Annotated in this window: 25 protein-coding genes and 1 tRNA gene; 14 read left to right on the forward strand and 12 right to left on the reverse strand. The window is 71.5% G+C overall.

The genetic code is table 11. The features are described 5' to 3' along the window. The first annotated feature begins 76 nt into the window (after nt 1–76). On the forward strand, nt 77–841 hold the full coding sequence (locus tag AB0I42_RS07075) for a phosphatase PAP2 family protein (protein WP_357534950.1): 765 nt from the start codon (nt 77–79) through the stop codon (nt 839–841). Here the strand turns inward: AB0I42_RS07075 and AB0I42_RS07080 are convergent. Together AB0I42_RS07080 and AB0I42_RS07085 are read right to left on the reverse strand one after the other, a co-directional pair. Beyond that, complete coding sequence (locus tag AB0I42_RS07080; protein ID WP_357534952.1) at nt 822–3,605, reverse strand: metallophosphoesterase; 2,784 nt, start codon at nt 3,603–3,605, stop codon at nt 822–824. The two genes, AB0I42_RS07075 and AB0I42_RS07080, sit on opposite strands and share 20 nt — an antisense overlap. A gap of 161 nt (nt 3,606–3,766) precedes the next feature. Next, a tRNA-Ser gene (locus AB0I42_RS07085) sits at nt 3,767–3,853 on the reverse strand. An 83-nt stretch (nt 3,854–3,936) separates the two neighbouring features. Between AB0I42_RS07085 and AB0I42_RS07090 the strand changes: the two genes are divergently transcribed. Together AB0I42_RS07090 and AB0I42_RS07095 are read left to right on the forward strand one after the other, a co-directional pair. After that, nucleotides 3,937–4,491 (forward strand): AAA family ATPase, encoded by a 555-nt coding sequence (locus AB0I42_RS07090; RefSeq protein WP_357534953.1) that lies wholly within the window; start codon nt 3,937–3,939, stop codon nt 4,489–4,491. Nucleotides 4,492–4,574: 83 nt separating this feature from the next. Next, a complete protein-coding gene (locus AB0I42_RS07095) occupies nt 4,575–5,519 on the forward strand; it encodes an NAD(P)H-quinone oxidoreductase (RefSeq protein WP_357534955.1) in 945 nt (314 codons plus the stop codon). 42 nt (nt 5,520–5,561) lie between these two features. Here the strand turns inward: AB0I42_RS07095 and soxR are convergent, their stop codons facing one another. After that, nucleotides 5,562–6,044, reverse strand: coding sequence for a redox-sensitive transcriptional activator SoxR (gene soxR, locus AB0I42_RS07100; protein ID WP_357534957.1), 483 nt, complete (start codon nt 6,042–6,044; stop codon nt 5,562–5,564). A gap of 47 nt (nt 6,045–6,091) precedes the next feature. Between soxR and AB0I42_RS07105 the strand changes: the two genes are divergently transcribed. Beyond that, nucleotides 6,092–6,787, forward strand: coding sequence for a transketolase (locus tag AB0I42_RS07105; protein ID WP_357534959.1), 696 nt, complete (start codon nt 6,092–6,094; stop codon nt 6,785–6,787). Nucleotides 6,788–6,810: 23 nt separating this feature from the next. Further along, entirely contained in the window at nt 6,811–7,689 is an 879-nt protein-coding gene (locus tag AB0I42_RS07110) for a transketolase (RefSeq protein ID WP_357534961.1), read from the forward strand. Here AB0I42_RS07110 and AB0I42_RS07115 read toward each other — a convergent pair. Then, nucleotides 7,670–8,374 carry a glycosyltransferase family 2 protein gene (locus tag AB0I42_RS07115; RefSeq protein WP_357534962.1) on the reverse strand — a complete coding sequence of 235 codons (705 nt, stop codon included), beginning with the start codon at nt 8,372–8,374 and terminating at the stop codon, nt 7,670–7,672. The two genes, AB0I42_RS07110 and AB0I42_RS07115, sit on opposite strands and share 20 nt — an antisense overlap. 110 nt (nt 8,375–8,484) lie before the next feature. Here AB0I42_RS07115 and AB0I42_RS07120 point away from each other — a divergent pair, with 110 nt between their 5' ends. Continuing rightward, entirely contained in the window at nt 8,485–10,575 is a 2,091-nt protein-coding gene (locus AB0I42_RS07120) for a hypothetical protein (RefSeq protein ID WP_357534964.1), read from the forward strand. Between the two features lie 21 nt (nt 10,576–10,596). On the opposite strand, the gene trxA is transcribed toward AB0I42_RS07120, so the two are convergent. Continuing rightward, the gene (gene trxA, locus AB0I42_RS07125) at nt 10,597–10,953 is read right to left on the reverse strand and encodes a thioredoxin (RefSeq protein WP_357534966.1); all 357 of its coding nucleotides are present in this window, start codon (nt 10,951–10,953) and stop codon (nt 10,597–10,599) included. Continuing rightward, nucleotides 10,923–11,315, reverse strand: coding sequence for a MerR family transcriptional regulator (locus AB0I42_RS07130; RefSeq protein ID WP_357534968.1), 393 nt, complete (start codon nt 11,313–11,315; stop codon nt 10,923–10,925). The genes trxA and AB0I42_RS07130 overlap by 31 nt, the downstream gene beginning before the upstream one ends. 205 nt (nt 11,316–11,520) lie before the next feature. Between AB0I42_RS07130 and AB0I42_RS07135 the strand changes: the two genes are divergently transcribed. Next, the gene (locus AB0I42_RS07135; protein WP_357534970.1) at nt 11,521–13,131 is read left to right on the forward strand and encodes a ricin-type beta-trefoil lectin domain protein; all 1,611 of its coding nucleotides are present in this window, start codon (nt 11,521–11,523) and stop codon (nt 13,129–13,131) included. 91 nt (nt 13,132–13,222) lie between these two features. On the opposite strand, the gene AB0I42_RS07140 is transcribed toward AB0I42_RS07135, so the two are convergent. Further along, complete coding sequence (locus AB0I42_RS07140; protein ID WP_357534972.1) at nt 13,223–13,726, reverse strand: hypothetical protein; 504 nt, start codon at nt 13,724–13,726, stop codon at nt 13,223–13,225. A 58-nt stretch (nt 13,727–13,784) separates the two neighbouring features. Further along, on the reverse strand, nt 13,785–14,957 hold the full coding sequence (locus AB0I42_RS07145) for an acetyl-CoA C-acyltransferase (protein ID WP_357534974.1): 1,173 nt from the start codon (nt 14,955–14,957) through the stop codon (nt 13,785–13,787). A gap of 206 nt (nt 14,958–15,163) precedes the next feature. On the opposite strand from AB0I42_RS07145, the gene AB0I42_RS07150 reads away from it, so the two are divergent. Beyond that, nucleotides 15,164–15,610, forward strand: a complete 447-nt coding sequence (locus AB0I42_RS07150) for a PH domain-containing protein (RefSeq protein ID WP_357534976.1) — start codon at nt 15,164–15,166, stop codon at nt 15,608–15,610. A 40-nt stretch (nt 15,611–15,650) separates the two neighbouring features. Here AB0I42_RS07150 and AB0I42_RS07155 read toward each other — a convergent pair whose 3' ends face one another. Together AB0I42_RS07155 and AB0I42_RS07160 are read right to left on the reverse strand one after the other, a co-directional pair. Next, nucleotides 15,651–16,571: a rhomboid family intramembrane serine protease gene (locus AB0I42_RS07155; protein WP_357534977.1), complete on the reverse strand. Its 921-nt coding sequence runs from the start codon at nt 16,569–16,571 to the stop codon at nt 15,651–15,653. Nucleotides 16,572–16,677: 106 nt separating this feature from the next. Further along, on the reverse strand, nt 16,678–17,211 hold the full coding sequence (locus tag AB0I42_RS07160; RefSeq protein WP_357534979.1) for a peptidylprolyl isomerase: 534 nt from the start codon (nt 17,209–17,211) through the stop codon (nt 16,678–16,680). Nucleotides 17,212–17,331: 120 nt separating this feature from the next. Between AB0I42_RS07160 and AB0I42_RS07165 the strand changes: the two genes are divergently transcribed. Then, nucleotides 17,332–18,108, forward strand: coding sequence for a hypothetical protein (locus AB0I42_RS07165; protein WP_357534981.1), 777 nt, complete (start codon nt 17,332–17,334; stop codon nt 18,106–18,108). Between the two features lie 108 nt (nt 18,109–18,216). On the opposite strand, the gene corA is transcribed toward AB0I42_RS07165, so the two are convergent. Then, nucleotides 18,217–19,314, reverse strand: a complete 1,098-nt coding sequence (gene corA / locus AB0I42_RS07170; protein ID WP_357534983.1) for a magnesium/cobalt transporter CorA — start codon at nt 19,312–19,314, stop codon at nt 18,217–18,219. 294 nt (nt 19,315–19,608) lie between these two features. Continuing rightward, nucleotides 19,609–20,703, reverse strand: a complete 1,095-nt coding sequence (locus AB0I42_RS07175; protein ID WP_357534985.1) for a PLP-dependent aminotransferase family protein — start codon at nt 20,701–20,703, stop codon at nt 19,609–19,611. Between the two features lie 126 nt (nt 20,704–20,829). Here AB0I42_RS07175 and AB0I42_RS07180 point away from each other — a divergent pair, with 126 nt between their 5' ends. The 5 genes from AB0I42_RS07180 (at nt 20,830) to AB0I42_RS07200 (ending at nt 24,723) form a co-directional block, all read left to right on the forward strand. After that, entirely contained in the window at nt 20,830–21,279 is a 450-nt protein-coding gene (locus AB0I42_RS07180) for an NUDIX domain-containing protein (RefSeq protein ID WP_357534987.1), read from the forward strand. Continuing rightward, nucleotides 21,276–22,028, forward strand: a complete 753-nt coding sequence (locus tag AB0I42_RS07185) for a hypothetical protein (RefSeq protein WP_357534988.1) — start codon at nt 21,276–21,278, stop codon at nt 22,026–22,028. The genes AB0I42_RS07180 and AB0I42_RS07185 overlap by 4 nt, the downstream gene beginning before the upstream one ends. Before the next feature lie 208 nt (nt 22,029–22,236). After that, nucleotides 22,237–22,968 carry a phosphocholine cytidylyltransferase family protein gene (locus AB0I42_RS07190; RefSeq protein ID WP_357534989.1) on the forward strand — a complete coding sequence of 244 codons (732 nt, stop codon included), beginning with the start codon at nt 22,237–22,239 and terminating at the stop codon, nt 22,966–22,968. Beyond that, nucleotides 22,956–24,023 (forward strand): iron-containing alcohol dehydrogenase family protein, encoded by a 1,068-nt coding sequence (locus AB0I42_RS07195; protein ID WP_357534990.1) that lies wholly within the window; start codon nt 22,956–22,958, stop codon nt 24,021–24,023. Before AB0I42_RS07190 ends, AB0I42_RS07195 begins: the two co-directional genes overlap by 13 nt. After that, nucleotides 23,998–24,723 carry a CDP-alcohol phosphatidyltransferase family protein gene (locus AB0I42_RS07200; protein ID WP_357534991.1) on the forward strand — a complete coding sequence of 242 codons (726 nt, stop codon included), beginning with the start codon at nt 23,998–24,000 and terminating at the stop codon, nt 24,721–24,723. Before AB0I42_RS07195 ends, AB0I42_RS07200 begins: the two co-directional genes overlap by 26 nt. Nucleotides 24,724–24,800: the final 77 nt, after the last annotated feature.

Raw genomic sequence — 24,800 nt, forward strand, 5'->3', positions numbered from 1 at the left:
CTACGACCAGGGTCGTAGTCGACCCCGGAATCCGGTCAGAAGCACGGCGACCGCGACGTTCCTAGCGTCGAGGTACATGAACCCACCACGCCGAACCCTGCCCGCCCTCGCGCTGGCCACCGGCCTGCTCGTCGTCCTGAGCATCGTCGCGTACACCGCCCGTGACCGGCTCTACCGCGCCGTCGCCGGACTCGACCGGATGCCGCCGGAGGCGATGCGTGACGCGATTGACCTGACCGCCCGCCAGGGGCTCCTCGTCCTGGTCGCGATCACCGGACTGGTCTCGATCGTCGCGTGGCGACGAGGACGCGACTCGTTCGTCCTGCTCGCCTGCCTCGGCGCCGGCACGATCAGCGCCTACCTGACCAGCGAACTCGTCAAGCTGGTCGTACGCGAGGAACGCCCCTGCCGCACACTCGACCCGGTGACCGTGCTCGCCTGTCCGGCACCTGGCGACTGGTCCTGGCCCAGCAACCACTCCACGATCGCGGCGGCGCTCGCGACCGCGTGCATCCTCGTCGTCCGGCGTAGCTGGTACGTCGTCGCACCCATCGCGGCCCTCATCGCGCTGTCCCGGGTCGGCGCCGGCGTGCACTACGTCCACGACGTAACCGCCGGGCTCGCCGTCGGAATCGTCGTCACCTGCGCCGTCGGGCTGCTCGGCAACACCGTCGTACGGCCGCTGCTCGCGCCCCGGCCCCATCCGGTGCGGGGCCCCCGAGCTGCTGCCACCCCGACCGAGGTCCTAGAGACCCCGCCGCCGACACCGACGTGCGGCCCTCTCCCCGAGAGGAAAGGGCCGCACGCGGCTAAGCGCCTACCTACCGGCTCACTGGGGTGACCGTCACCTGGCTGGTCGCGTCCCCGATCTGGACGTCCAGCGTGATGTCGGCGCCGGCACGCAGGGCCTCGCGGGCCGCACCCCGGAAGTTGAGCGTCAGCTGGCGCGAGGCGTCCGCCTCGATCGTGACCTGCTTGGTGTCGATGGTCTCGCCCTCGTACGTGACCGTGACACGCTCGCGGCACCACGGCTTGTCGGTGCTGCACTGGAGGGTGAGCACCACCTGGGCGACGGCGTTGCCCTTGGCCGGCACGCGCGCCGTCACGGAGGTGTCGCGGATGGTCATCGGCCCGGTCGGCTGCTGCGGATTGGTCGCCGGATCGGTGGGGCTGATGTGCATCGACCGGATCTGCAGGGGCAGGTTGTCCGCGCCCCGCAGCCGCATGTCCGCGCCACCGTTCTGCCGGTTCTGGAACTGGGCGGCCGGCAGGTGCCACGTGGCCGACTTCCAGACGCCGACGTCCCCGGCGGTGACGGTGACCGGGTCGGTCGACAGGTACGCGGCGCCGGTCACGGCGTCCTCGTACTGCAGCTCGAACCTGCCCTCGACCGGCGAGCGGTACTCGATGGTGAACCAGACCTCGTGCGGCCCGCCGTAGAGCGTGGCGTCGTCCGCGGTCAGGTAGAGGTTGTTGCCCGAGTTGATCGTGTTGCGCTGGACCTGCAGGTAGCTGCCCGTGTCGTCGGACTCGAGAGTGAACGGACCGGACTCGTAGGCGATCGGGTCGAGGCCGCCCGCCCGCTCCGGGCTCCAGGACACGGGGTTGAGGACGCTGCCGGGGATGGTCGGCGGCTCCTCCTCCGTCGGCGGGTCGGGCGTGTTCGCCGGGTCGACCGTGGTCAGGCGCATCTCGGCGATCGCCATCGGGTAGTTCTGCGGCAGGCGCAGGCGGAAGTCGGCGCCGCCGTTCTGCCGGTTGTTGAACGCGGCGTCCGGGAGGTCGACGGTCGTGGTCTGCCAGGTGCCCACCTGGTCGGCGGTCACCTCGACGACGGTGGCGTTGTAGTAGGTGGTGCCGACGGCGGCGTTCTCGTACTGGACCTGGAACCGGCCGGCTGTCTGCGGCAGGTAGGTCAGCACCAGCCAGGCGTGCTGCGGACCGCCGGACAGGTAGCGGTCGTCGACCGCCATGTAGAGGTTGCCGGAGGTGGTCGACTCGGGGTTCGGCTGGGTCTGCAGCACCTGCCGGCCGTCGGCCTCGCCCCACGTGAACGGTCCGCTGGAGTATTCGACGGGAGCGAGCCCGTCCGGCTCCTGACCCGCCACCATCCGCGCGGTCACGCCGGCGGGCGCGGTGCTGCGGATCGTGATCGCCGAGATCGCCAGCGGCAGGTTCGCCGGGGCGGTGAGACGCAGGTCGGAGCTGCCGTTCTGCCGGTTGTTGAACGCGGCGGCGGGCAGCGGGATCGTCGCGGTCTGCCACGTGCCGACCTGGCCGCCCGCGATCGTCACCGGGGTGGCGGGCGAGTACGCCTCACCGATCGCGGCGTTCTCGTACTGCAGGTTGAAGGACCCGGCGACGGGGCTGCGGTACGTAACCTCCGCCGCCATGTCGAACGGGCCGCCGGACATCGCGGCGTCGTCGACCTGCAGGTAGAGCTGGTTGGCGCCGCCCATCGGGTTGGTCTGCAACTGGATCGCCCGGCGTCCGTCCACCTCGGCCTGCGTCCACGGGCCGTCCGGGTACTGGACCGCGGTCAGGCCGTCGGTCGTGCCGGCGGCGACGTCGAAGGAGACCTCGCGCTTCGCGGGAACCGCGGGGTTGGGGTCGGTGCCGCCACCGGGGTCCACCTCGGACTGGTCGAGGACGACCGTGTCGCCGTCGGCGTCGTGGCCGAGGGTGAACTCGTACAGGGTCTCGCCGCCGAGGGCCACGAACTCTGCCCGGAGGGTCTCGGGGGTGATGGTGAGGCGCATCGCACCGAGGTGCTTGTTGTCACGCCACTGGCTGCCCGTGGTCGGGGTGAAGAGTCGCGTGGTGCCGTCGCCGCCGTTGCCGGTGAGGACGAGGTTGTCGCCGTCCGGGGTGATGATGTGCTCGGTGTGGTGGTCGTGGCCCGAGATCAGCAGGTCGACCTGGGGCTGGATCGCCCAGCGGCGGTTGATGTTGTTGCCGGAGACGCCCGAGGAGTAGGGCGGCTGGTGGACGCCGGTGAGCACCCAGGACGCCTGGGAGTTCTGGACGGTGGCGAGGTAGTCGTCGTAGATCGCCGGCATCCTGGTGCCGTTGGAGGTCTGGCAGGCGCCGTTGGGGTTCACCCACTCCAGCAGGCCGTTGCCGAGAACGGCCCGGTAGGACAGCGGCACCTTGAAGTACTGCATCGAGTACTGCGCGCCGACGGCGTCACACGTGTTGCCGAAGTCGTGGTTGCCGAAGATCGGGAAGAACTTCCCCGCCTCGATGTCGGCCATGTAGGGCTCGGCCGACAGGCGGACCTGCTCCTCGGTGGCCTGCTGCTGGTTGTTGTCGCCGCCGGTGAGGATGAAATCCGGGTTCCACGAGTGGATCATGTCGGCGACGGCGTTCTGGTCCGCGCACTTGGCCGGGATTCCGTAGCCACAGGCACCGAAGTCGCTGACGACGGCCACCCGGAGCACGTCGGCGCGCGGCTGCGCCGGGTCGATGTCGCTGGTGAGCAGTTCGAGACCGGGCGCGTCCACGGCCGCGTTCGCGGTGGGGGCGAGGGTGATCAGGCCGGTCAGGGTCACGGCCGCCGCGGCCGCCGCCGCTGCCAGTCTTCGGGGGACGGGAGTTACCCGCATCAGACGCTCCTTGCTAGCTCAGATGATCGGCACCGTCGTGACGACGCCGATCACCGAACGTAAGCAAGTGCCGTTGCGCCAAGATCGCCCCTTGCCGAACCCTGCCCAGCCGGCGGGTGAAGCGTTCGTGCTGCTCAGGGGGCGTTTCGCTGTCGCGAGAGCGGAGGGTGTGGGATTCGAACCCACGAAGAGATTGCTCCCTTACCGGTTTTCAAGACCAGCGCCATCGGCCTCTAGGCGAACCCTCCTTGACCCGGCCCTGCTTGCGCCGACCCGGAGTCGTGCCTAGTGTGCCACGGTCATGCACGCCTCACCCGGAAGGAGGACGCGGGTGCCCACCAGCGTCGAGCGACCGCAGGCAGTCGTGCTGCTCACCGGCATCATGGCCGCCGGCAAGTCGACCGTCGCGCAGGCGCTCGCCGAACGCCTGCCCCGCTCCGTACACGTACGGGGTGACGTGTTCCGCCGGATGGTGGTCAACGGGCGCGCCGACATGACGCCCGACACGGAAGAGGAGGCGCGGCGGCAGCTCCGGCTGCGGCACACGCTGACCGCGGACGTCACCGACGGCTACTTCGACGCCGGGTTCACCGTCGTCGCCCAGGATGTCGTACTCGGGGCCGAGCTGCCGGCGATGGTGGCCCGGATCCGGAGCCGGCCGCTGCTGGTCGTGGTGCTCGCGCCGTCGGTCGCGGCGGTCACCGCCCGCGAGGCCGGCCGGCCCAAGACCGGGTACGGCGACTGGACGCCCGCCGACCTCGACGCCGGGTTGCGGGCGGGCACCCCCCGGATCGGGCTGTGGCTGGACACGTCGGCGCAGTCGCCGGAGCAGACCGTCGACGAGATCCTGGCCCAGGCCTGGTCCGAGGCGGCCGTACCGGACTGACCAGGCCGGCCGGAGCCGCCGCGAGCGCCCACAGGCGAACCAGTCGCCACGCGGGGACGGCGGATCTGCGGTATGACTGGGACGTGCACGCGATCACGATCACCGAGCCCGGCGGCCCCGACGTGCTGGCCTGGACCGAGGTCCCCGATCCGACGCCCGGTCCCGATGAGGTGCTCGTCGAGACGGTGGCCGCCGCGGTCAACCGCGCCGACCTGCTGCAACGGCAGGGCCACTATCCGCCGCCGAAGGGTGCTCCGCCGTACCCGGGTCTGGAGTGTTCCGGGGTCGTCGCCGGCACCGGCGAGCAGGTCTGCGCGCTGCTGGCCGGCGGCGGCTACGCGGAGAAGGTGGCCGTGCCGCGGGCGCACACGCTGCCGGTGCCGCGCGGGCTGTCCGTCGAGGAGGCGGCGGCGCTGCCGGAGGTGGCATGCACGGTCTGGTCCAACGTCGTACGGCTGGCCGGGCTGCGTCGGGGCGAGACGCTGCTGGTGCACGGCGGTGGCAGTGGGATCGGCACGTTCGCGATCCAGTTGGGTGCCGCGCTGGGTGCGACGGTCGTCACGACGGCCCGGCCGGGCAAGCATGCCGCGCTGCGGGAGCTGGGCGCGGCGCACACGATCGACTACACGAGCACCGACTTCGTCGAGGAGGTACGCCGGGTCGCCGGTGGCGCGGACGTGATCCTCGACATCATGGGTGCCGCCTACCTGGACCGGAACGTCCGGGCGCTGGCCACCGGCGGGCGGCTGGTCGTGATCGGGATGCAGGGTGGGCGGAAGGCCGAACTGGATCTGGGTGCCCTGCTCGCCAAGCGTGGCTCGGTCTTCGCCACCGCGCTGCGGTCGCGGCCCGACGACGAGAAGGCCGAGATCGTCCGGGGCGTACGTGAGCAGGTGTGGCCGCTGGTCGAGTCGGGTGCGATCCGGCCGGTGATCGACCAGCGGGTGCCGATGCCGGACGCGGCCCGCGCCCACCGGATCGTGGAGGGCAGCGACCACCTGGGCAAGGTCCTGCTCACCCTCGGCTGAGGACGGCCGCCGGACCGGTGAGAACCGCCGGCCCGGTGGCGCTCAGCCGCGGCGGCGGGGCCGTACGGGCGGTTGCGCCGGTGCCGGGCGGCCGGGCTGCATCAGCCGGGGGCCCGGCCCCTCGGCGGCCAGGGTGTCGTCGGGGTTGTAGAGGGCGCAGCGTTGCAGGGACAGGCAGCCACAGCCGATGCAGCCGCTCAGGTCGTCGCGTAGCCGGGTGAGCAGGTCGATCCGCTCGTCGAGCTTGGCCCGCCAGCCCGCCGACAGCCGGGCCCAGTCGGTGGCGGTCGGCGTACGGGCGTCCGGCAGCGAGTCGAGGGCGGCCCGGATGTCCGACAGTGGCACGCCGACTTGCTGGGCGATCCGGATGAACGCGACCCGGCGCAGTTCGGCCCGTTCGTAGCGGCGCTGGTTGCCGCCGGTGCGTCCGGCGCGGATCAGGCCGAGCCGCTCGTAGTAGCGCAGTGCGGACGCGGCCACCCCGGACCGCGCGGACAGATCACCGATGGTGAGTGTCTCCTGCATCGCCTCGCCCTTGAGTTGAAGTCCACTTCAACTTGCAGGCTACCGGCATGACAGTCACGACAACGACCGCCGATGCGTCCGTGCTCGGCGGGCTGCTGCGCCGGGTGACCGGCGACGAGAAGCACGCCCCGAGCGCCCACTCGACCCTCGACGTGCTGTGGGTCCTCTACGACCGGATCCTGCGGGTGACCCCGGACACCGTGGACGCCCCGGACCGGGACCGGTTCCTGCTGTCGAAGGGGCACGGTCCGGCCGCCTACTACGCCGTACTGGCCGCCAAGGGGTTCATCCCGCCCGAATGGCTCGACGACCTGGGCGGGCCGGACAGCCGGCTCGGCTACCACCCGGACCGGCTGCTGGTGCCCGGCGTCGAGATCGGCTCCGGCTCGCTGGGGCACGGTCTGGGGCTGGGCGTCGGCACCGCGCTCGGCCTGCGCGCCCAGGGCCTGACCGACCCCCGGGTGTACGTCCTGCTCGGCGACGCCGAACTCGACGAGGGCGCCAACCACGAGGCGATCGCGTACGCGGGCGCCACCGGACTCGACACGCTGACCGCCGTCGTCGTCGACAACCGCTCTGCCACCCACGGCTGGCCGGGCGGCATCGACACCCGGTTCACCGTCAACGGCTGGACCGCGGCGACGGTCGACGGTCGCGACCACGACGCCCTCGCCGCCGCGCTCACCGCGCATCGGCCCGGGCGTCCGCACGTCGTGGTCGCCGTTGTCGCCCCGAAGCACTGACCGATCCGAGACGGAGAAACCCCATGCGTGACACCTTCATCGAGACCACGACGACCCTGCTGGCCGAGAATCCGCGTACGGCGGTGGTGCTGGCCGACATCTCGGTCGTCGCACTGGAACCGGCGGCACGCCGGCACCCCGACCGGGTGCTCAACGTCGGCATCCGCGAGCAGTTGATGATCGGCGTCGCCGGCGAGCTGGCCCTGACCGGACTGCGGCCGATCGTGCACTCGTACGCGACGTTCGTGGTCGACCGCGCGTACGAGCAGATCAAGCTCGACCTGGACCACCAGGGGGTCGGGGCGGTCCTGGTCAGCGTCGGCGCCTCGTACGACGGGGCGGAGATGGGCCGGACCCACATGTCCCCTGGTGACGTACGGCTCTTCGACACGCTGACCGGCTGGACGGTGCAGGTACCCGGGCACCGCGACGAGGTGCCGGCGCTGCTGCGGGCGGCGGCCGACCACGACGAGCCGGTGTACGTCCGCCTCAGCACCGCGTCGAACGCGACCGCGCTGCCCGGCAGCGGGCGGCTGCGGGTGGTCCGCCGGGCCGGCGCCGGGGCGCCGCTGGCGGTGGCGGTCGGGCCGACCCTCGATCCGCTGCTGGCGGCGACGGAGGGGCTGGACGTGACGGTGGCGTACACGCACACCCCGCGCCCGTTCGACGTGGCCGGGCTACGGACGCTCGCCGGCCGCGACGTGATCCTGGTGGAGCCGTATCTGGCCGGGACGTCGAGCGCGGTGGTGGCCCGGGGGCTGTCCGACCTGCCGCACCGGCTGCTCGCGCTCGGTGTGGGCGGCAGTGACCTGCGGCGCTACGGCACCCCGGCCGACCACGACCGGTGGCACGGGCTGGACGCCGCCGGGCTGCGGCGTTCGATCAACGCTTTCCTGGCTTGACCTGGCGGCGGGCGCGTTCCCGGCCCAGGATCCACAGCGCCTCGACGCCGTCCTTCCAGGTGATCTTCTTGCCTTCCTCGCGGCCCCGGGCCCGGTAGCTGATCGGCACTTCGTAGGGGCGGATGCGGCGGCGCAGCAGCTTGCCCGTCACCTCCGCCTCCATGCCGAAGCCCTTGGAGCGCACGTCGAGCGACCGGTAGAGGGCGACGGGCAGCAGCTTGAAGCACGTCTCCAGGTCGCCGATGTAGGAATTGAACATGACGTTGGCGGCGGTCGTCACAGCCTTGTTGCCCATCACGTACCAGAAGCTGTAGGCGCTGTGGCTGCCGAAGGTCCGATTTCCGTAGACGACCGTGGCACGACCGTCGAGCACCGGGTCGAGCAGTTTCGGAATGTCCTGCGGGTCGTATTCGAGATCGGCGTCGAGGATGACCATGTATTCACCCTCGGCGTTGTCGACCGCCGTCCGGATCGCCGCACCCTTGCCGGCGTTGCGCTGGTGGGTGATCACCCGGACCCGGGCGTCGTCGGCCCGGCCGAGGATCTCGGACGTGCCGTCCCGGCTGCCGTCGTCGACCACGACCAGCTCGATCTCGCACGGGTAGTCGACCGCCAGAGCCTGCTTGAGCGCGTCCGCAACGCGGTCTTCCTCGTTGTAGACCGGCATGAGGATCGAGAGTTTCACTTGAACTCCACCTTACGGACGACTGGTCGGCTTTAGCCTAGCCTGGAGAGACTCCGCCACCGGCCCCGGTCGCGGATCGGCGCTCAGCATGGTGGTGTTTACTTCCCGCCATGTCGGCTGCGTGGTCACCCCTTCTCGTGACGCCGGTCGTGGCGTTCGGCGCGCTCGTCTATGCCACGTGGCCGCCGGCCGGCACCATCGCGCCGCTGCGGCTGGCGGTGGTGCGCGCCGCGCTCGCCGTCGGGGCGTACGCCGTACTGGTGGTCGAAGGGCTCGGCGCGCTCGGGGCGTTGACCGCCCCGGCCGTGGCGCTGGCCTGGCTGCTGTTCCTGGCCGGTGCCGGCACGCTGGCCGGGCTGCGCCGCCGCCGCGGCGCGGACCACCGCCCGTGGGCCTCCGCCGTCGGCCGGCTGCGCGGGTTCCGGCGTACGGCCGGTCGCGGCGAGCTGCTGCTGGCCGGCGGGATCGGGCTGCTCGTCGTCGCCGAGCTGGTCGTGGCGCTGCTGGCCGAGCCCAACAACTTCGACTCGCAGACCTACCACCTGCCGAAGATCGAGCGGTGGGTGGCGCAGGCCGACCTGACGCCCTGGCCGACCGCGATCCACCGGCAGGTCACGATTCCGCCGGGTGCCGAATACCTGCTGCTGCACCTGCGGCTGCTGACCGGCGGCGACGCGCTCTACAACCTTGTGCAGTGGGCCGCCGGGGTCGGCTGCCTGCTGCTGGTGGCCCGGATCGTCGCCCAGCTCGGCGGCGGCCGGCGGGCGCAGCTGCTCGCCGCGTTCCTGATCGGTACGACCCCGATGGTGACGCTCCAGGCCACCAGCACCCAGACCGACCTGGTCGTGGCGGCGTGGACGGTGTGCGTGGCCACGCTGGCGCTCGACGGGCTGCGCCGCCGGGCGACGGCGGGCGAGATGCTGGCGCTCGGCGCGGCGACCGGGTTGATCGCGATCACCAAGACCAGCGGGCTGCTCGGTGCCGCACCGATGCTGGTGCTGTGGGGGGTCGCCCAGTTGCGGGTGACGACGACCGGCTCGGCGGTCGACGCCGGGCCGGCCGGCGGCGGGTGGTGGCGGGGCACCCTGCGTACGGCCGGCGCGTCGGTCGCCATCCTGATGGTGGCCGCCACGCTGGCCGGGCCGTTCCTGATCCGGATGACCGCCGACTTCGACCACCCGCTCGGGCCGCCCCGGCTGCGCGAGTCGATCCCGATGCAACGCCACGACCCGCAGTCCATCCTGGTCAACGGTCTGCGGATCGCCCACACCGCGCTGGACACCCCGATCGCGCCGCTGCGCGACGTGTCGGCGGCCGCGATCGAGGGGGTGGCCCGGCTGGTCGGCGTCGACCCGCAGGACCGGGCGATCACCTTCGGGACGACGACGTTCCCGGTCCGGTCCTGGTATCCCGACGAGGACCGGGTCGCGTTCCCGCTGGCCGGAACGCTCTGCCTGATCGGCGGCACGCTGGCGCTGCTGCGCCCCGGGCGGATCGCCCCGGCGCGCGCCGGGGCGGTGCGGGCGTACGCCGCGGCGGTGGGGGTGGCGGTGCTGCTGCACGTCTCCACCATCAAGTGGCAGCCGTGGGGCAACCGGCTGATCCTGTTCGCGCTGATCCTGGCCGCCCCGCTGGCGGCGCTGTGGCTCGACGCGCTCTTCCGCCGCCGGGCCACGATCGGGGCCGGGGCCGGGGCCACCGACACGGGCCGGCCCCGCGCGGCAGCCGGGCGGCGGTCCGTGGCGGCCGGGCTGGCCGTCGCCGTGCTCGCCGGATCGGCGCTGGCCGGGGTGCTCGCGATCTCGTACGGCTTCCCGCGCCGGCTGGTCGGCGCCGGCTCACTGCTGACCACCAGTGACTGGGACACCCGGTTCATCCGCCGGCCGCAGTGGGCCGAGGAGTTCCGGTGGGCGGCCCGGCAGGTCGACGAGGCGGGTGCCCGCCGGGTCGGGCTGGTGCAGCAGAACGACAACTGGGAGTACCCCTGGTGGCTGCTGCTGCGGGACGGGGCACCGCACGGCCGGCCGGACCGCGAGATCGTCGCGCTCCAGTCGGTGCTGCCGCAGCGTCCGGCGGCCGATCCGGCGGGTGTCGACGCGATCGTCTGCACCGGAAACCGGGACGTGTGCGCGGACCTGGTGCCGGACGGCTGGCAGCTGGAGTTCCGCGGGTACGTCGGCTACGCCGTCCCGCCGACGTGAGCGCCCGCCGGGTCGAAACGGTCAGCCGGTCACCGGCTCGGCGTGTTTGCCGAGCGCCGAGCGCAGATGGGCCTTCGGCCGGGATCCGACGACCGATCCGACGACGTCGCCGTCGCGGAACACCAGCAGCGTCGGTAGCGACATGACGCCGTAGGCCCGTGCGGTGGCCGGGTTCTCGTCGATGTTCAGCGTGGCCACGGCCATCCGGTCGCCGAATTCGGCGGCCAGCTCGACCAGGCTCTGCGAGATCGCCTTGCAGGGCGGGCACCACTGCGCCCAGAAGTCGACCACCACCGGCCGGTCGCTGGCCAGCACGGTGCTCGCGAAGGTGTCGTCGGTGACGACGGCTAGCGCACCGGCTTCGGTGTCGTGCAGCATGTTTCCTCCCGGTTGGCGATGGCGAGGGTGAGTTGCGTGTGCAGCTGCCGGCGTACCGCGCTCAGCCGGTCGACGTAGGCGTCGACCTCGGCGATCTTGCGCCGAAGCACGGCCACCGAGTCCGGGCAGACGTCACCGGAGCTGTTCCCGGCGCGCAGGCAGGCGACGAACGGGCGGATGTCGTCGAGGCCGAAGCCGACGGCGAGCAGGGTGCGGATCTCGTGCACGACCCGCAGCTCCGCCTCGTCGTAGTCCCGGTAGCCGTTGGCGGAGCGCTCGGCCCGGACCAGCCCGTGTTCCTCGTAGTACCGCAGGGTGCGGGTGCTCGTGCCGGCGCGTCCCGCCAGTTCGCCGATCCGCATCTTCGACCTCCTTGCCCGGCCCGTCACAGCCACGCTAAACGTTCTCGCCGGCGTCAAGGCAAGGTGCGCACGTCGACACAGGGACGGTGACCTGGAAATCAACCGGAAACATATTTAACGAAATCTATTCACATCTGCCCGCCCGTCACGCTACGTTCTGAAGACTCGATCGATCCTCGACGATCAGATTGAAGGGAGTGCGTCGATGCCTGGCACCCGTGCGCCGGGAGGACGCACCGCGCGAACGTCCCGGCGGCGCAGCCTCACCGCCGCGACCCTCGTCGCGGGACTCGTCCTTCCCCTGCTCGCCGGCGTGGCCACTCCGGCCGGCGCCGCCGACCGTCCCGTCGTCCAGCCGCTGCCCGCCAACCTGGAAGCGATCCGCGCCGCCGAGGCGACCGAACTCTACGGCAGCCCGGCCATCCGCCCGTTCGAGCAGCGCAAGGCCGCCCTCATCACGATGGGCGACAGCGAGATCTCCGGTGAGGGGGTCGGCAACTACGTCCCCGGCACCCATCAGGCCGGCAACTGGTGTGACCGCAGCTTCGACCAGGCCGTGTTCCGGACCGGCATCGCCTCCGACGTGCAGTTCAACGTCGCCTGCTCCGGCGCCACGCCGTGGAACCTGGTCGCCGGCGGTCCGACCCAGTGGAACGAACTCAACCAGGGCGACAATCTCGCGATCAAGGCCCGGAACACCCGGATCAAGCTGATCTGGGTCGTCGCCGGCGCCAACGGCGAGGGCACCATCCAGTTCGGACCCGTCGCCACCGACTGCGCGATCAGCCGGGTCTTCTTCCTCGGCAACTGCTTCCCCGACTACACCGACCAGTGGACCATCCGCACCGACGGCAGCCGCGCGGCGGTCGAGGAGGCGCTGAACAGCATCCGCGACACCATGACGAAGGCCGGCTACCTGCGCACCGACTACGAGCTGGTGCTGCAGTCGTACCCGGGTCCGGTCAGCCCGGACGTCGAGGACAATCCGAACTTCCCCGGCTGGTACTCGGGCGGCTGCCTGTTCTACCTGTCCGACACCGCGTTCGCCCGCAACAAGGCCGTACCGCTGTTCGAGGCGGCGCTGCGCCGGGCGGCGACCAACACCGGCACCCGCTACCTCGACGCCAGCCGGCTCTTCCACGGCCACGAGGTGTGCACCGACGACACGTCGGTGCGCGGGCTCTTCATCGAGGTCGGGATCTGGGACGAGAACGCCGCCCGGCAGTCGTTCCACCCCAACTACCGCGGCCACGGCATGTTCGCCGAATGCATGACGGCGTTCTACAACTCCGGACAGGAGCGGGCGACCTGCGTCGACCCGGCCAGCACCGGGAGCGGCGTCCTCTACCCGGGCCTGTTCGAGTTCAAGCAGCTCCGCAACGCCGGCACCGGCAACTGCCTCGACGGCAAGGGGTACGACTCACGCAACGGCACCCCGCAGCAGCCGTACACCTGCCACGGTGGCCGGAACCAGGGCTTCTGGTACGACCCGACCAACCGTTCACTGCACTCGGAGCTGTCACACGACCGGTGCCTCGACGTCTCCGGCGGCACGCTGGCGGCCGGCCAGGCGGTCAACATCCACGACTGCCACGGCGGCGCCAACCAGAAGTTCGTCTTCGCCGGCAACCAGATCAAGCCGGCCGGCGCCGGCAACCTGTGCCTCGCCTTCGACAACCCGATCATCGGTTCGCCCCGGCTGCGGCTGGCCAACTGCGGCGGCAACGCCCGGCAGCAGTGGTCGTTCGAGTCGCCCTCGTTCGCCAACCCGGTGGGCTACGGCCACGACGACTTCATCGGGTCGCGGGTCTACTGACGCCCGCGGGCGAAGGTGCCCGCCGGGCCGATCGGGCGGCTCGGCGGGCACCTCCGTCACGTCGAACCCGGACACCCGACGGTGCCCGGGTTCAGAACGCGACGGCGGGGCTGAGCTTCGGCGCACGGGGAGCGCCGGCCAGCCCCTTTCGGGTCTCGGTGCGGTCCACGGTGATCCGCGGCCGGAAAAGGTGGGTCAGCAACGCGTCGACGTGCCAGACCTGCTTCGGTTGGCTGACCGGGATCGCGAACCGCTCCCGTACGCCGTCGACGGCGGTGGCGGCCACCTCGATCGCGGACGTACGCGGGTCCGGGTTCCAGGTCACGTTGCTCAGGTGCCGCAGTTCGGTGTTGAGGTGCAGGCGCAGCCGGTGCAGCAGCCGGGTCTCCTGGGTGACGACGAGGCGCCGGTAGGTCAGCAGCATCAGGAACTCTCCCCGCAGCGGGCGGTCGACCCGGATGCAGCGACTGACCAGCACGGTCGCGTCGTCGGCCTCGACACACCGGCGGAAGACCGGCATGTGCCGGCTCACCGTCGGGATGGCCACCCCGGCCTCGGCCGCGGCGGGAAGGAACGTACGTGAGAACACGTCCATGACCTGGTTAACGACGCGTTGACACATTATGACGCGGCGTCGGTCGTGAAAAGTGCGGCTAAAGAAGTTCCACGATGGTCGCGTTCGCCATCCCGCCGCCCTCGCACATGGTCTGCAGGCCGTAGCGGATGCCGTTGTCCCGCATGTGGTGCAGCATCGTCGTCATGATCCGGGCGCCGGAGCCGCCGAGCGGGTGACCGAGGGCGATCGCCCCGCCGCGCGGGTTGAGCCGGGCCGGGTCGGCCCCGGTCTCGCCCAGCCAGGCCAGCGGCACCGGGGCGAACGCCTCGTTGACCTCGTAGACGCCGATGTCGGTGATGTCGAGACCGGCCCGGCGCAGCGCCTTCGCGGTGGCCGGGATCGGCGCGGTCAGCATGATCACCGGGTCGTCGGCGGCGACCACGGCGGTGTGCACACGGGCCAGTGGGCACAGGCCGTGGGCGCGGGCCCACTCCGAGGTGGTGACGGCCAGGGCGGCGGCTCCGTCGGAGATCTGCGAGGCGGAGCCGGCGGTGACCACGCCGTCGGCCCGGAACGGGGTCTTCAACTCGGCGAGCCTGGCGACCGAGGTGTCCCGGCGTACCCCCTCGTCGGCGGTCACCTTGCCGCCGTCGGGCGTGCCGACCGGCGCGATCTCGGCGTCGAAGGCACCGGCGTCCTGGGCCGCCGCCGCCCGCTCGTGGCTCGCCAGCGCGAACTCGTCGAGCCGGGTGCGGGACAGGCCCCACCGCCGGGCGATCATCTCGGCGCCGACCCCCTGGTTGAACGGGACCGGCTCGTCGACCGCGAACCCCTCGACGCCCCGGTAGCGGTCCCGCACCTGGTTGCCGTACGGCAGCCCGCCGGCCGCGCTGGCACCCATCTGCACCCGGCTCATCGACTCGACGCCGCCGGCGACGACGAGGTCGGCCTGGCCGGAGACGACGGTGGCGGCGGCGAAGTGCAGTGCCTGCTGGCTCGACCCGCACTGCCGGTCGAGGGTGGTGCCGGGGACCGACTCCGGCCAGCCGGCGGCGAGTACGGCGTTGCGACCGACGTTCCACGACTGGTCGCCGACCTGTGACACGCAGCCCCAGACCACGTCTTCGACGTCGGCGGGGTCGAGGCCGGTGCGCTCGGCGAGGGCGCGCAGGACGTGGGCGGAGAGGTCGACCGGGTGGACGCCGGACAGCCCGCCCTTGCGTCGCCCGACCGGGGTCCGTACCGCGCCGACGATGACCGCATCCCGCATATCTACTCCCCGGTAACTTGAGTCGGATCGATACTACCGCCCGCCACGCGCACCCGCCCCCTCAAGATCGCGTCGATCAAGGGGATGTCCCCGACAAATCAGGGCGCGAATCCCGCAACTACTCCTTGATCAGCGACAAGAAGCGGCGGGGGCAGCAGAAGGCGGCGGGGGCGGGTGGCGGGGAGGCGGGGTGGCATGCTCGGGGGATGGGTGACGTGGGTGTGGTGACGAGTTGGCGGGTCGCCCGGTCGATGCCGCTGCTCAAACTCGTCAGTGCCGCGGCGCTGCTGCTCATCGGGTACGGCCTCGCCGGCGGTGACCCGGTCACCCTGGGCCTGGCGGTGCTGGTCGCGGTGGTCCTGCTGGGCTGGGCGGTACGCGACCTCGTCGTGCCGGTCCGGCTGGCCGTCGACGAGGACGGCGTCACCGTCGTCACCGGCTATGCCCGCCGACGACACCTGCCCTGGGGCCGCATCGAGCGGATCACCGTCGACACCCGGCCCCGCCTCGGGCTGCGTACCGAGACCCTGGAGATCGACGCCGGGGATTCGCTGCACCTGCTCGGGGCGTACGACCTCGGCGCCGCCCCGGCCGACGTGGCCGCCACCCTCCAGGCGGCCCGGCGGGTGGCCGCGGGCGACCCGCCCGGCTGACCATCCGGCCCGGCCCGCCCGGGTAGGCGGCCACCGGCCGTCAGATGCTCAGCATCGCCGTTCGCATGATCGTCAGGGCGACCAGCAGCAGGAAGATCGCCCCGCAGCCGACCCCCTGGACCAGGTTGCGGTGCTCGCGTGGGGCGTACGCCAGGATCGTGCCGACCAGCCCACCGACCACCATGCCGCCGAGGTGCCCGGCGATCGAGATCCCCGGTACGGCGAACGTGAACACGATGTTGATGATGATCACGGGCAGCACGGCCGAGGTGTCCCGGCCCATCCGGCGCAGCAGCAGGAACAGCCCGGCGAAGAGACCGAAGATCGCGCCGGACGCGCCCGCGGTCAGCGCGTTGGGGGCGAAGTAGTAGACCGCGACGCTGCCGCCGAGCCCGGACAGCAGGTAGAGGCCGAGGAAGCGCAGCGGTCCGAGGGCGGATTCCAGGTTGCGGCCGAGAACCCACAGCGCCCACATGTTCATCAGCAGGTGCAGCACGCCGTAGTGCAGGAACAGCGAGGTGAACATGCGGTAGTACTCGCCCTGCACGATGCCGCCGATGAGCGTCCCGTCGGAGAGCTGGGTCTGCAGCACCGGGTCGCCCGCGTAGTTGGCGCCCCAGCCGATCAGCGGCGTGTAGCCGCCGAGCAGGCCGCCCCAGCCACCACCGGCGAGGCCCTCGCCGCCGCCGGAGATGACCGAAAGGATCATCATCAGGACGTTGAGCCCGAGCAGGGTCTTGGTGACCAACCCCCGCTGGCCGGCGGCACCGCCGCCGAAGGCGGTGCGCACCGGCCGCTGGGTCCGCCGGCCCTCGGCCACGCATTCGGGACACTGGTGACCGACTGCTGCGTCACGCATGCATTCGGGGCAGATCGGCCGGTCGCACCGGGTGCACCGGATGTAGGTCTCGCGGCCCGGGTGGCGGTAGCAGACCGGGACGGTCGGCGGGGACTGGCTCACCGGGTCGCCCCGCGCCGGGGCGACCGGCGGTGATCATCGACGGCATGGGGCGGGACGGCCCGCGAGCAGCGCTCGGTCATGCCGGCAAAGATACCCGCAGGACGTATCAGGCGGCGGTGCGCTCGATCTCGACCCGCTCGATGACGACCTCGCTGCGGGGACGGTCGCCCGGGCCGGTCGGGGTGTTGGCGATCGAATCGACGACCTTCTTCGACTCTTCGTCGGCGACCTCACCGAAGATGGTGTGCGCGTTGGTCAGGTGCGGCGTCGGGCTGACGGTGATGAAGAACTGCGAACCGTTGGTGACCGGGCGCGAGGTGTTCGCCATACCCAGGAGGTAGGGCCGGTTGAAGCTCAGCTCGGGGTGGAACTCGTCGGCGAACGTGTAGCCCGGGCCACCGCGGCCGGTGCCGGTCGGGTCACCCATCTGGATCATGAAGCCGCTGATCACCCGGTGCGAGATCGTGCCGTCGTAGTACGGGCCGCTGCCCGGCTGGCCGGTGCGCGGGTCGGTGTATTCCTGGGTGCCCTCGGCGAGCCCGACGAAGTTGCGGACCGTCTTCGGCGCGTGGTTGGGGAAGAGCTCCAACCGGATCGCGCCGTGGTTCGTGTGCAGAGTGGCGTAAATGGCCTCGGCCACGGGTACTCCTCTGTCGTTGGTCAGTTCCTTGCGGATCCTCCCATGTGCCCGTTCCGGCAGTGCGGAGGCATCCGAAGGTGCAGGATGACATTGGAACAACACCCAGGGAGGTGGGGACTGGTGTTTGGAATCGGGCGGCGCAAGACCCATGGCCAGCTCGCCAAGTCTGAACTGAGCGAGAGCTTCGACCATCTGAGGCAGGCCGCGACACACGCGGCCGGCGGGGTCGGCGCGACCGTCGGACCGCGGGTCCAATCGGCACGCGAGTACATGCAGCCGACGGCGGGACGGATCCGCGACGGCGCGATGTCGGGCTGGGGGTCGACGATGGCCGCGCTCGCACCGCTGGCCGTCGCCGCGTCCGACGGAGCGCGGCAGGCCGGCACGGTGGCGCGCAAGGCCAAGAGCAACAACCTCAAGAAGCTGCGGAAGCCCGGGTCGAAGCGGTCGGGCCGCAAGTGGCCGATGATCACCGGACTGGTGGTGGCGGGGGCCGCGGTGGGCACGGTCGGCGCGATCGCGATGCGCCGCCGGCAGCAACAGCAGTGGGAGGAGTACGACCCGAGCCGCCCCCTGGACACGCTGCCCGACGACCCCGCCTCGGCCATCGACACCGCGCCGGACAACCCGCTGCGCGATCCGGCGGCGGGACGTTCGACGACCGGCGAGCAGGTCGGATCGATGGGCGACCGGACCGCCGCGGCGATGGACGAGGCGAAGAACCGGGCCGCCTCGGCCCTGAGCGAGGCCAAGGGCAAGGCGTCCTCGGCCGCCGACTCGGCCTCGTCGAAGGCGAAGTCGACGACGGAGCCCGCCAAGCAGAGCACCGGCAACGCCATGAAGCCCGACGGGGTGATGAGCAACGCCTCCGCGCCGTCGCGCAACAGCCGTAGCTGACCGGCCCGGCTCGGCCCCGGCGTGGCACCGCCCGCCGGGGCCGATTCGTGTCCCGGCGCGTTTCGCCCGGTCGCGGGACGGGTCGTTTCGCGAGGTCGCGGGACGGGGTCAGAGCCAGCCGTTACGGCGGAACCAGCGGTAGAGCCCGACCGAGCTGAGCACCATCACGGTGAGCACGATCGGATAGCCGTACCGCCAGCCGAGTTCCGGCATGAACGTGAAGTTCATGCCGTAGATGCCGGCGATCGCGGTCCACACCGCGGCGATACCCGCCCACGCGGCGATCTTGCGCATGTCGTTGTTCTGGTCGACGGTGACCTGCGCCAGCCGGGCCTGCAGGATCGAGTTGAGCAGGTCGTCGTACGAGTTGACCTGCTCGACGGTGCGGGTCAGATGGTCCTGCACGTCCCGGAAGTAGCGCCGGATCTCCTTCGGCACCTCGCGGTTGATCTGCGCGGTCAGCGTCATCAGCGGCCGCTGGAGCGGAGCCACCGCCCGCTTGAACTCGACCAGTTCGCGCTTCATCTGGTAGATCCGCTGGATCCGGCCGTGGCCGTGGCGGGCGAAGACCTCCGACTCCAGCGCGTCGAGGTCGATCTCGACCTGGTCGGCGACCGCGATGTAGAGGTCGACGACCCGGTCGGCGACCGCGTACGCCACCGCCCACGGACCGTGTGCCAGCAGGTCCCGCTTGGCTTCCAGGTCGGCCCGGACCGGGGAGAGCCGGCAGGCGTCGCCGTGCCGCACGCTGATCACGAAGGACGGGCCGATGAACAGCATCACCTGGCCGGTCTCCACGACCTCGGAGTTCTCGGTCAGTTCGCCGTGCTCGACGTAGCGGGCGGTACGCAGCACCAGGAAGTTGATCTCACCGAAGCGCTCCAGCTTCGGGCGTTGTTCGGCCTTGACCGCGTCTTCGACCGCCAGTTCGTGCAGCCCGAACGTCTGGGCGATCTGCGTCATCTCCGGCAGTTCGGGCTCGTGCAGGCCGACCCAGACGAAGGCGCGGTCGGCCTCGCGGGCGGCGGCCAGCGCGTCGGCGTAGTGCCATTGGCCCGGTTGCCGCGTCCCGTCGACGTAGAGGGCGCAGTCGACGATGGCGCTACGGCCGGACGACGGCGCGGAACGGGTCGGCGGCCGCGGGGGTTCGGGGGTGAGGATGCGGGTCACCGCTCGTACGGGGCCCCGCCAGGCACGTCGGTTCATGTCGACCTCCCTCCACCGGCACGGGTGTGCGGGTTGCACGGTACGCCGCTCGGGCGGGGTCCGGCGGGAGGATCACGAGGGTGTGCCGGCGTGCCGACGGGGTGGCGCCGGGCGGACCGACCGCTTACAGGGGGGTGGGGTGCGAGCGGCCCGCCCGGCGCCGAGGGGCGGGGGTGGTGTCCAGGGGGTCATCCGTACGGGGATCGACCGCTCGCAGCATTGTGGGCCGTTGGCCGGCCCGGCGGGAACCCCGGACCGGCCACGACGGCTCATTGTCAAAAATCCGACACAAATTTAGCGGCGGACGGCCTCGACGGCAGCCGCCAGACGACGTACACCCTCGTCGATACGATCGACGGTCACCGCCGAGTACGCCAGCCGCAACGCGTGCTCCCCGCCCTCGGCGACGAAGTCACTGCCCTTGACGACCGCCACACCGCGCTCCTGCGCCGCGACGAACACGTCCGCCGCGAACACGTCGTCGGGCAGCTCGATCCAGAGGAAGTAACCGCCGTCCGGCTCGGTGAACCGCACTCCCGGGATGTGCTCACGCAACGCGGCGGCCAGCAGGCCGGCCCGCTCACCGAGCGCGTCGCACACGGTGCGGATCGACCGGTCGATGTCGCCGGAGACGCAGAACTGGTGGACGATGCCCTGCGCGACCATGCCGGGCGAGATGTAGAGGTTGGTGGCCCGCTTCGCGATGTCGGCGATCAGCGCCGCCGGCCCGATCAGGTAGCCGACCCGTACGCCCGGGCAGACCGTCTTGGTGAAGCTGGACGCGTGCACGACCACGCCGTGCTCGTCGAGCGAGAGCATCGACGGCAACGCGTCGCCCCGGAACCGGATGTCGGCGTACGGGTCGTCCTCGAAGATCGTGAAGCCGTACTCGACGGCGAGGGCGAGCAGGGCGCGGCGCTTCTCCAGCGACAGCGTCACCCCGGCCGGGTTCTGGTAGTTCGGGATGATGTGCGCCAGCTTCGGGCGTACTCCGGACTCCAGCAGCTTGCGCAGCTCGTCGGTGTCGACGCCGTCCGGCGTGATCGTGACGGCGTGCACCTCGGCACCCTGCTGCCGCAGGTTGAGCAGGGTGCGGTCGTACGTCGGCCGCTCCACCACGACCGCGTCGCCCTCACGCACCAGGTAGTCGAAGAGGAACGCGTCGGCCTGCAGCGACCCGTTGGTGATGAGCACCTGCTCCGGGGTCACGCCGTGCTTGTCGGCGATCCACTTGCGCAGCGGCAGGTAGCCGACCGACGTGCCGTACGCGGTAAGGCCGGCCGGGTCGGCCTCGAAGGCGCGCACAGCCGCGGCCTTGAGCCCTTCGATGTCGACGATGTCCAGCGAGGGCGCCCCACGGGCGAAGGAGATCAACTGCTCGGCGGTCATGGTTCTTCAGCCTACGGCCGCCGTCGCGCCCTTTTCCGGCGACCGGGCGAAGTCCGCATCCTGAGCAGTCCGGCGTGGGTCGCCTCGTCCTGTTCGAGGGTTCCCCCTGATCGCTACTGTCAGGGCGTGTCCACCGAGCCCCTCTCGTGCGCCGGAGCGTTGATCGTCGACGACGACGGCCGGATCTTCGTCCAGCGCCGGTCCGCCGCCCGCAAACTCTTCCCCAACTGCTGGGACGTGGTCGGCGGCCACGTCGAGCCCGGCGAGAGCATCGAGGACGCGCTGCAGCGCGAGGTGACCGAGGAGACCGGGTGGACCGTGTCACACGTGCTCGGTCTGGTCGGTGAATACACGTACGTCGGCGACGACGACATCGCCCGGGTCGAGAGCGACTTCCTGGTCCGGGTCGACGGCGACCTGACCCGACCCCGGCTGGAGGCCGGCAAGCACACCGAGTTCCGCTGGCTCGCCGAGCACGAGACCGTCCTGCTCGACGAGCACCGGCACGTCAACGACGGGCTGATCCGGCGCATCGTCGAGGACGGGTTCGCGGCACTGCACGTCATCGGCCTGTGATCGACCCTGTCCCGCTCGACCCGCCGGGCTTCGCCGCCCTGGTCGCGCCGGCCGTCGACCGGCTCGTCGTCGGCACCGCCGCGACCGGCTGGGAGCGCGGCGGCGCGGCCCTGAGCCAGCGGTACGGCGGGCCGGCGGCGACCGGCTTCCTGATGGAGTTCCGCACCCGGCTCGCGGCGCCGGGCGGCACCGTCAGCGCCCCCGGCTTCGCCGCCGTCACCCGCCACCGCGACCCGGTGCGCTGCCAACGTGGCCTCGACAAGCAGGTCGCGTACGCGATGATCCACCGCACCGCGGAGGGCGGGTTGCAGGCCACCGAACGCGGCCGGACCTACCTCGCCGAGGTCTACGAACTGCACGCCCGGATCACCGGCGAACTGTGGGAGCAACGGCACGGCGGGCGGGTCGCCCGGCTGGTCGACGTACTCGGGGTGCTGGTCACCGAGGCGGCGCGCGACGGTGGCGACGCCTTCGGCGCGCTGGCCCCGCCGTACGAGCCGGACGGCTGCCCACCCGGGGTGCTGCTACTCAACCGGCTGAGCGTGCTGCGCCAGCACCGGGCCGACGCCCACGCCGCCGCCTGGACCGCCGCCGGCCACACCCGGCTCACCATCGCCGACCTGCCATCCGGCCCGGAACGCCTGGCCATCGAACAGGAAACCGACCGCCGCTCCGCCGCCCCGTACGCCGCGCTGGCGCCGGAAGCCCGCCTCCGCCTCCTGGCCGATCTGGCCGCCCTCCCCACCTGACCCGTTTTCCTTGATCGCCCCTATCCGCCGCGCCCGCCAAGATCCCCGTGATCAGGGAATAAGTCGCGCGTGTCGTCGGCGCGGCGCGGCTCCAGGTCCCTGATCACCCGGATCTTGGAAGGCCGCCCGACCGCCACGACCGGTGGACCGGTTGGTGTGGCGGATATCCTCCGTCCGTCAGGTGTTCACCTTCAGAGAGGATCTCGTGATGATCGGTCTGGTGCTCGCCGCCGGTGCGGGCCGCCGGCTGCGCCCTTACACCGACACCCTGCCCAAGGCCCTGGTGCCGGTCGATGGCGACACCACGATCCTCGACATCGCGCTGCGCAACCTCGCCGAGGTCGGCCTCACCGACGTCACGGTCGTCGTCGGCTACGCCGCCGGCGCGGTCGAGGACCGCAAGGCCGGCTTCGAGCGGCGCTACGGCGTCAAGCTGACCCTCGTGCACAACGACCGGGCCGAGGAGTGGAACAACGCATACTCACTCTGGCTCGCCCGCGACCGGTTCGCGCAGGGCGCGCTGCTGGTCAACGGCGACACCGTCCACCCGGTCGGAATCGAGAAGACCCTGCTCGCCGAACGCGGGCCGGGCATCCTGCTCGCCATCGACAACGTCAAGCGGCTCGCCGACGAGGAGATGAAGACGACCTTCGACGCGTCCGGCCAGCTCACCCGGATCACCAAGCTGATGGACCCGGCCGCCGCGTTCGGGGAGTACATCGGGGCGACGGTGATCGAGCCGCACGCCGCCGCCGGCCTGGCCGAGGCGCTGGAGGCGACCTGGCGGCGCGACCCCAACCTCTACTACGAGGACGGCTACCAGGAATACGCCGACCGTGGCGGCGAGGTACGCGCGGCCACCATCGGCGAGGTCGACTGGGTGGAGGTCGACAACCACGACGACCTGGCCCGGGCGCGGGAGATCGCGTGCCGTTACTAGCCCGGACCGTCAGCACGCCGCTGGCCATCGAGGTACGCCGCGGCGCCGTCGCCGAACTCGGCGCCCTGCTCGCCGACCGGCGGATCTCGGCCGGCGGCGACGTCGCCCTGGTCGTCGGCCCCGGACAGGGCGAGCGGATCGCCGACCTGTGCCTGCCCGGGCTGCACCGGGCCGACCTGTTCACCGTCGCCGGCGGCACCCTCGACGCCGCCAACCAGCTGGGTGACCGGTTACGCGAGCGGTCGTACGACGCCGTCGTCGGCATCGGCGGCGGCAAGACCATCGACACCGCCAAATACGCCGCCAGTCGGCTCGCGATCCCGATGGTGTCGGTGGCGACCAGCCTCGCCAACGACGGGATCGCCTCCCCGGTCGCCTCCCTCGACCACGGCACCGGCAAGGGCTCCTACGGCACCCACGTGCCGATCGCCATCGTGGTCGACCTCGACTTCGTCGAGAACGGGCCGGACCGGCAGACCCAGGCCGGCATCGGCGACGCCGTCAGCAACATCAACGCGGTCGCGGACTGGGAACTCGCGCACCGGGTCCGGGCCGAGCCGATCGACGGACTCGCCGTGACGCTGGCGCGTACCGGCGCCGAGGCGCTGGTCAACCACCCCGGCAAGATCACCGACGACGGCTTCCTGACCACACTCGCGGAAGCACTCATCCTCGGCGGAATCTCGATGGCGGTCTGCGGCTCCAGCCGCCCCGCCAGCGGCGGCTGCCACGAGATCTCCCACGCCATCGACCACCTCCACCCCGGCACCGGCTCGCACGGCGAGCAGGTCGGGCTCGGCGCGCTCTTCTGCACCTTCCTGCGCGACGAGCCGGAACGGTTCGGGCAACTCGCGCTCTGCCTGCGCCGGCACGGCCTGCCCGTACACCCGGCCGACCTGGGACTCACCGACGAGCAGTTCGTCGATGTCGTCGCCCACGCGCCGGCCACCCGGCCGGACCGCTACACCATCCTCGAACACCTCGCGATGGGGCCCGACGAGATCCGTAGGCGGCTGGCAGACTACGCCGATGCACTCCGCGACCATGCCGGTTGATCTTCCCCGGCCGACGTTCAACGACTTCTACCGCGTCAACCGTGGTGGTGGGCTGTTCAGCGAGGCACTGAGCCAGCGGCTGGGCGCCGCCTTCGCCCTGACCGGCCAGCGCTTCGGGCTCAGCCCCACCGCGCTGACGCTGACCAACCTGGTCATCGGCCTGTCGGCCTCGGTCGCGGTGATCGCGCTTGCCGGGCCGGTCGCGGACGGGTCCCTGCCGGCCTGGGTGGTCGGACTGGTCGCGCTGGTCGGCTGGCAGGTCGCATACGCCCTGGACTGCGCGGACGGTCAGTTGGCCCGGGTCACCGGCAAGGGCAGCGCGGCCGGCGCCCGGATCGACATCCTCTGTGACGTGGCCGCCCAGATCGCCCTGGTCACGGCACTGTCCGCGACCACGGTCGCGCAACGGCCGGACACTCCGGTCTGGCTGGTCGCGGTGTTCGCCGGCACCTGGATGGTCAACCTGGTGACGTCGGTGCTCCAGTCCGGAGACAACGCGGCCAGCATGGTCACCTCGACGTCGCTTCCGGTGCGTCTGGTGAAGCTGATCCGCGACTACGGCGCGGTGATCTTCGTGGCCGCGCTGGTCCTGCTGTTCGCCCCGGCCCTGACGGTGTGGCTGATCGCCGCCTTCAGCCTGGTCAACGGTGGCTTCCTGCTGGCGAGCATCGCCTTCTCCGCCCGCGCCGCCGTCCGCTAGACCGCGTCCCTACCGCCCCGCTCGCTGTTGGAGCGCCCCGAGATCCGCGTGATCAGGGAGTTCGTGCCGCCGCCCGC

Source organism: Polymorphospora sp. NPDC050346, from assembly GCF_040655695.1.
GTDB classification, from domain to species: domain Bacteria; phylum Actinomycetota; class Actinomycetes; order Mycobacteriales; family Micromonosporaceae; genus Polymorphospora; species Polymorphospora lycopeni.